Consider the following 6,621-nt stretch of genomic DNA (forward strand, 5'->3'; position numbering starts at 1 on the left):
GGGAGGCATCCGGCCGGAAGGGCACGGCGCGCGTTGCGGCGAACGGCGTACCCGCCCGCCCGGCGACGGCGCGCCGGTCCGCCGCCCCCGGACGGCTCCCTTCTAATGAGGGCGGCGGACGCTCCGCCCGACGGGCCGGTCGACCCCCTGGCGGTCGGCGGCGGTCGGCGCGGACCGGGCGGACGGAGACCGATGCACGAGATGTCCATCGCGCTGGCGGTGATCGGCCAGGTGGAGGAGGCGGCCGAGCGGGCCGGTGACGTCACGGCCGTGCGCTCGGTACGGCTCCTGGTGGGCGAACTGGCCGGTGTCGTGCCCGACGCCCTGGCCTTCTGCTTCGAACTGGCCTGCGCCGGGACCGTCCTCGAAGGCGCCGAACTGGTCACCGAGACCGTGCCGGGACGGGCCCGCTGCGCGCCGTGCGCGCACGAATGGGCCGTCGGCATCCCGCCCCTGCTGAGCTGCCCGCGCTGCGGCGGAGCCGGCACCGACCTCCGGGCGGGCCGTGAACTACAGATCGCCGCAGTGCACTGGGACGACGGCAGGACGCCCGAACCAGCCCGCGAACCGATCCCCGAGGAGCGCTGAACCATGTGCCGCGTGGTCGACCTGAGGCAGGCCGTACTGGCCAAGAACGACGCGGGCGCGCAGACCCTGCGCGCCGAACTGACCGCGCGCGGGACCGCGGTCGTCAACATCCTCTCCAGCCCCGGCAGCGGCAAGACCGCCCTGCTGGAACGCGAGCTGCTGCTCGCGCGCGAGCGGTCGGTGCCCGTCGCGGCACTCACCGCCGACCTCGCCACCGAGAACGACGCCGTACGGCTCGCCCGCTCGGGCGTACCGGTCAAGCAGGTCCTCACCGACGGCCTGTGCCACCTGGAGTCCGCCATGCTCGCCGGGCACCTGCGCGGCTGGCTGCCCGACGACACCCGGCTGCTGTTCGTGGAGAACGTCGGCAATCTCGTCTGCCCCGCCTCCTACGACCTCGGCGAGACGCTGCGCGTCGTCCTCGCCTCCGTGACCGAGGGCGAGGACAAGCCGCTGAAGTACCCCACCGCCTTCGGCCTCGCCCAGCTGGTGGTCGTCACCAAGACCGACCTCGCGGAGGCCGTCGACTTCGACGAGACCGCGTTCCGCGCGCATGTCGAGCGGGTCAACCCCGGCGTCGAGGTGGTGCTGACCTCCGCACGGCACGGCCGGGGGGTCGGCGCCATGCTGGACCGGGCGCTGGCGGCGGCGGACGGCGCGTCCCCGCACGTCCCGGTCATGGCCCGCACCGCCGACGCGCACACCCACGCCCACGCGCACGAGCACCCGCTTCCGGAAGGCCACGCGCACGAGCACCCGCCCGGTCACAGCGACAGCCACAACCACGGCGACAGTCACAGTCACAGCCAGGCCGGCACCCACGCCCACGCCCGTCCCGGCACCCACGCCGACGCCGTGCCCCGCACCCACCCGTGAGCGCACCACCGCCCGCGCCCGCCCGCGCCGGCGACCGGCCGCAGCGCCGCCGCGTCACCGTCCGCGGCGTGGTCCAGGGCGTCGGCTTCCGGCCCTACCTCTACACCCTCGCCACCGCGCTCGACCTGACCGGCCATGTGACCAACACCCCGGAGGGCGTCGTCGCCGAGGTCGAGGGGGCAGCCTCGGCGGTCGCCTCCTTCTGCGAGCGGATCGCCGCCCAGGCGCCGCCGCTGGCCCGGGTGGAGTCCGTCGACCACCAGGAGGTGCCCGCCACCGGCGGCGGCGCGTTCACCATCCTGGCCTCCCACACCGACGGCCCCGCCCGCACCCTGGTCTCGCCCGACACCGCCACCTGCGCCGACTGCCTGCGCGAACTGGCGGACCCGGCCGACCGCCGCCACCGCCACCCGTTCGTCAACTGCACCCACTGCGGACCGCGGTTCACGATCGTCACCGGGGTGCCGTACGACCGGGCACACACCACCATGGCGGACTTCGCGATGTGCGCCGACTGCGCCCGGGAGTACGCCGATCCGGCCGACCGCCGCTTCCACGCCCAGCCGGTCGCCTGCCCCGCCTGCGGACCCCGGCTGCGCCTGCTCGTCCCGGCCGAGGTTCCCGGCGATCCGCCCCGACCCGCCCCCGGGGCGGACCCGGTGGCCGACGCCCGTGAACTCCTGGCGGCCGGAGCCGTCCTCGCGGTGAAGGGCCTGGGCGGCTACCACCTGGCCTGCGACGCCACGAATCCCGACGCGGTCGCGGCGCTGCGCCGCCGCAAGGCCCGCGGCGACAAACCGTTCGCCGTCATGGCGCGGACGGTGGACGACATCGCGCACCTCGTCCGGCTGGGACCCGAGGAGCGGACGCTGATCGAGGGCGCCGCCCGGCCCGTCGTACTGCTGCGCCGACGTACCGGGTCCGACCCGCAGGAGCGGCCGGGCGCGGTACGGCCGGCCGCCGCCGTCGCGCCCGGCAGCCCGGACCTCGGCGTGCTGCTTCCCTACACGCCCGTGCACCATCTGCTGCTCGGACTGCCCGGCGATCCCGACGGGCCCCGGCTGCTCGTCATGACCAGCGGCAACGTGGCCGGTGAGCCGATCGTCACCGACGACACCGAGGCACTGCACCGGCTGGCGCCGCTGGCCGACGCCTGGCTCACCCACGACCGGCCGATCCAGGTGCCGTGCGACGACTCCGTCGTACGGATCTGCGACGGCGAGCCGCTGGTGATCCGGCGCGCCCGCGGCTACGCGCCGCTGCCTTTGCCGCTCCCGGTGCCCGTGCGGCCCGCCCTCGCCGTGGGCGGCGACCTGAAGAACGCGTTCTGCCTCGGCGAGGACCGCAAAGCCTGGCTGTCCGCGCACATCGGTGACATGGACGACCTGAGCACCCAGCGGGCCTTCGAACGGGCCACGGTCCAGCTGGAGTCGATCACCGGGGTGCGGCCGGGACTGCTGGCGGCCGACCGGCATCCCGGCTACCGCTCGGCCGCCTGGGCCGAGCGCAACGCGCGCGGGCGGGCCGTCGAGCGCGTCCAGCACCACCACGCCCATATCGCCGCGGCCATGGCCGAACACGGGCTGGACGGCGGCCGCCCGGTGATCGGCGTCGCCTTCGACGGCACCGGACACGGCGACGACGGCACGGTCTGGGGCGGCGAGATCCTGCTCGCGGACTACGACGGGTTCACCCGGTTCGGACATCTCGCCCCGGTCCCGCTGCCCGGCGGCGACACCGCCGTACGCCGCCCGTACCGCATGGCGCTCTCCCATCTGCGCGCGGCAGGCCTCGCCTGGTCGGCCGACCTGCCCTGCGTCGCCGCCTGCCCGGACGACGAACTGCCGGTACTGGAACGGCAGTTGGCGCGTGGTCTGAACTGCGTCCCCACCTCCAGCATGGGCCGGCTCTTCGACGCCGTGTCCTCGCTCCTGGGGGTGTGCCACCGGGCCGGTTACGAGGCGCAGGCGGCCGTCGAGCTGGAGGGGGCCGCCGTGGGGTCGTCCGAAGAGGACACCGGCACCTACGCGTTCGCACTGCGCGCCCGCAGACCCGACGAAGGCCCGTACGGCCCGTACGGCATGGGCGACCCGTACGGCCCGTACCGCATGGGTGACCCGTACGGCTCCGACGGCGGTGGTACGGGCGATGGCGGCCCGGACGGCGACGGCGTGCTGCACGCCGATCCCGCGCCCGTCCTCGCGCGCATCGTCGCCGAATTGCGGGCGGGCGTGGACACGGGTCTGGTCGCGGCCCGTTTCCACCGGGCGGTGGCGGCCCTCGTGCACGCGGTCTGTGTCCGGGCCCGCGCCCGGCACGGGCTCGACACGGTCGCCCTGACCGGCGGGGTGTTCGCCAACACCCTGCTGTCATCGACCTGTTGTGCCGCCCTGCGCGCGGACGGCTTCACGGTCCTGCGCCACCGCCTGGTCCCGCCGGGCGACGGCGGACTGGCGCTCGGCCAGCTCGTGGTGGCCGCCCGCGTCAGGGACCGGCCTCACGACACCTACGGGTGACCGACCGCCCGCATCGCCGGACGGACAACTGCCCGACAGCACCGGACACCTGCCCGGCAGCACGGGCGACGCGAACGACCCACAGCGAGGAGAGGCCCATGTGCCTGGCGGTACCCGGCCGAGTGCTGGACATCGAGGAACGCGACGGCACCCGGATGGCCAGCGTCGACTTCGGCGGCGTGGTCAAGGAGGTGTGCCTGGAATACCTGCCCGACCTCCAGGTCGGCGAGTACGCCATCGTCCACGTCGGGTTCGCCCTGCAACGGCTGGACGAGGAGTCGGCGAAGCGGACGCTGGAGCTCTTCGCCACCCTCGGCATGCTCCAGGAGGAGTTCGGCGACCCCTGGGAGGCGGCGGCGGGCGCGGCCGCGCCGACCGAGTCCGGCGGGCACGTCATCGAGGAGACGCGGAAATGAAGTACATCGACGAGTTCCAGGACCCCGGGCTGGCCCGCAGGCTCCTCGACGACATCCATGCCACGGTGACCAGGCCGTGGGCGCTGATGGAGGTGTGCGGCGGACAGACCCACACCATCATCCGCCATGGCATCGACCAACTCCTGCCGGACGAGGTCGAGTTGATCCACGGGCCGGGCTGTCCGGTCTGCGTCACCCCGCTGGAGGTCATCGACAAGGCACTGGAGATCGCCTCCCGCCCCGAGGTGATCTTCTGCTCCTTCGGCGACATGCTGCGGGTCCCCGGAACCGGACGCGACCTGTTCCAGGTGCGGGGCGAGGGCGGCGACGTACGCGTCGTCTACTCGCCCCTCGACGCGCTGCGGATCGCCCGGCAGAACCCGGACCGTCAGGTCGTGTTCTTCGGCATCGGCTTCGAGACCACGGCGCCCCCCAACGCCATGACGGTCCATCAGGCCAGGAAGCTCGGCATCCGCAACTTCAGCCTGCTGGTGTCGCACGTGCGGGTGCCCCCCGCCATCGAGGCGATCATGCGCTCCCCGAGCTGCCGGGTCCAGGGCTTCCTCGCCGCGGGTCACGTGTGCAGCGTGATGGGCGTGGGGGAGTACCCGGAGCTGGCCGAACGCCACCGGGTGCCGATCGTCGTCACCGGCTTCGAGCCGCTCGACATCCTGGAAGGGGTACGCCGTACCGTCCGCCAGCTGGAGCGCGGCGAGCACACCGTGGACAACGCCTACGCCCGCGCCGTCCGCCCCGAGGGCAACGCGACCGCCCGGGCCATGCTGGAGGACGTCTTCGAGGTCACCGACCGCGCCTGGCGCGGCATCGGCGTCATCCCCGACAGCGGCTGGCGGCTGTCCGAGAAGTACCGGGCCTACGACGCCGAGCACCGGTTCGCCGTCACCGGCATCCGCACCCTCGAACCGGAGGAGTGCCGCAGCGGCGAGGTCCTCCAAGGACTGCTCAAACCGCACGAGTGCGAGGCCTTCGGCACCCTGTGCACCCCCCGCACCCCGCTCGGAGCCACCATGGTCTCCAGCGAGGGCGCCTGCGCCGCGTACTACCTCTACCGGCGACTGGACATCCCCACCGCTGCCCGGGAGGCGAGCCCCGTTGTCTGAGATCACCCTCGACCCCGCGACCTGGAGCTGTCCCGCCCCCGTGCGCGAGCGGCCCCGGATCGTCATGGGCCACGGCGGCGGCGGAGCGCTCTCCGCCGAGCTGGTGCGGGACATCTTCGCGCCCGCCTACGGGGGCACGGTCCTCGCGGGCATGGGCGACGCCGCCGCGCTCACCCTGGGCGGCGTACGGCTGGCGTTCTCCACCGACACCTTCGTGGTGCGGCCGCTGTTCTTCCCCGGCGGCAGCATCGGCGACCTGGCCGTCAACGGCACCGTCAACGACCTCGCGATGAGCGGAGCCCGCGCCGCCTACCTCTCCTGCGGCTTCGTCCTGGAGGAAGGCGTCGAGCTGGAGGTGGTCGACCGGGTGGCCAAGGCCCTGGGTGCCGCGGCGCGGGCCGCGGGCGTCGAGGTGGCGACCGGCGACACCAAGGTGGTGGAGGCGGGCCACGGCGACGGGATCTTCATCAACACCGCGGGCATCGGCCTGATCCCGGCGGGCGTGGACCTGCGGCCGCAGCGGGTCGTGCCCGGCGACGTCGTGATCGTCAGCGGCGGGATCGGCGTCCACGGAGTGGCGATCATGAGCGTCCGGGAGGGCCTGGAGTTCGGCGTGGAGCTGGAGAGCGACTGCGCGGCGCTGGGCTCGCTGGTCGAGGCGATGCTCGCGGTCACCCCGGATCTTCATGTGCTGCGCGATCCCACCCGCGGCGGGCTGGCTGCCGCGCTCAACGAGATCGCGGCGGCCTCCGGCACGGGCGTGGTCCTCCGGGAGCGCGACCTGCCCGTCCCGCCGGCCGTGGCCAACGCGTGCGCCATCCTGGGCCTGGACCCCATGTACGTCGCCAACGAGGGCAAGCTGGTCGCCTTCGTCCCGCGCGAGAGCGCCGACGCGGTCCTGGCCGCGATGCGGGCCCATCCGCTGGGCACGGGCGCGGCGATCATCGGAGAGGCCGTCGAGGAGCACCCCGGCATGGTGGTGGCCCGCACCCCGCTGGGCGGCACCCGCGTGGTCGACCTGCCGATCGGGGAACAGCTCCCGCGGATCTGCTGACGCGGACCCCGCCTCACCGGGTGGCGCCCGGCCGTCGAGGGGGCCACCCG

At 74.1% G+C, this 6,621-nt stretch carries 6 protein-coding genes; all 6 read left to right on the forward strand.

The genetic code is table 11. From position 1 onward, the window contains the following. Window positions 1–192: 192 nt before the first annotated feature. The 6 genes from hypA (at window position 193) to hypE (ending at window position 6,571) form a co-directional block, all read left to right on the forward strand. Window positions 193–588 (forward strand): hydrogenase maturation nickel metallochaperone HypA, encoded by a 396-nt coding sequence (hypA, locus tag ABT085_RS42145; protein ID WP_351621160.1) that lies wholly within the window; start codon window positions 193–195, stop codon window positions 586–588. A gap of 3 nt (window positions 589–591) precedes the next feature. Continuing rightward, window positions 592–1,464, forward strand: a complete 873-nt coding sequence (gene hypB / locus ABT085_RS42150; protein ID WP_351621163.1) for a hydrogenase nickel incorporation protein HypB — start codon at window positions 592–594, stop codon at window positions 1,462–1,464. After that, window positions 1,461–3,980, forward strand: coding sequence for a carbamoyltransferase HypF (gene hypF, locus ABT085_RS42155; protein ID WP_351621166.1), 2,520 nt, complete (start codon window positions 1,461–1,463; stop codon window positions 3,978–3,980). Before hypB ends, hypF begins: the two co-directional genes overlap by 4 nt. A gap of 98 nt (window positions 3,981–4,078) precedes the next feature. Further along, window positions 4,079–4,396: a HypC/HybG/HupF family hydrogenase formation chaperone gene (locus tag ABT085_RS42160; protein WP_351621169.1), complete on the forward strand. Its 318-nt coding sequence runs from the start codon at window positions 4,079–4,081 to the stop codon at window positions 4,394–4,396. Further along, a complete protein-coding gene (gene hypD, locus ABT085_RS42165) occupies window positions 4,393–5,517 on the forward strand; it encodes a hydrogenase formation protein HypD (RefSeq protein ID WP_351621172.1) in 1,125 nt (374 codons plus the stop codon). Before ABT085_RS42160 ends, hypD begins: the two co-directional genes overlap by 4 nt. Beyond that, on the forward strand, window positions 5,510–6,571 hold the full coding sequence (gene hypE, locus ABT085_RS42170) for a hydrogenase expression/formation protein HypE (RefSeq protein ID WP_351621174.1): 1,062 nt from the start codon (window positions 5,510–5,512) through the stop codon (window positions 6,569–6,571). The genes hypD and hypE overlap by 8 nt, the downstream gene beginning before the upstream one ends. Window positions 6,572–6,621 lie beyond the last annotated feature (50 nt).

This window comes from Streptomyces sp. NPDC002265 (assembly GCF_040296125.1).
Lineage (GTDB): Bacteria > Actinomycetota > Actinomycetes > Streptomycetales > Streptomycetaceae > Streptomyces.

What these genes read in the sequence shown, in the direction of transcription:
- hypA (WP_351621160.1), top strand. Translation starts at nt 193, where the DNA reads ATGCACGAGATGTCCATCGCGCTGGCGGTGATCGGCCAGGTGGAGGAG.
- hypB (WP_351621163.1), top strand. Translation starts at nt 592, where the DNA reads ATGTGCCGCGTGGTCGACCTGAGGCAGGCCGTACTGGCCAAGAACGAC.
- ABT085_RS42160 (WP_351621169.1), top strand. Translation starts at nt 4,079, where the DNA reads ATGTGCCTGGCGGTACCCGGCCGAGTGCTGGACATCGAGGAACGCGAC.
- hypD (WP_351621172.1), top strand. Translation starts at nt 4,393, where the DNA reads ATGAAGTACATCGACGAGTTCCAGGACCCCGGGCTGGCCCGCAGGCTC.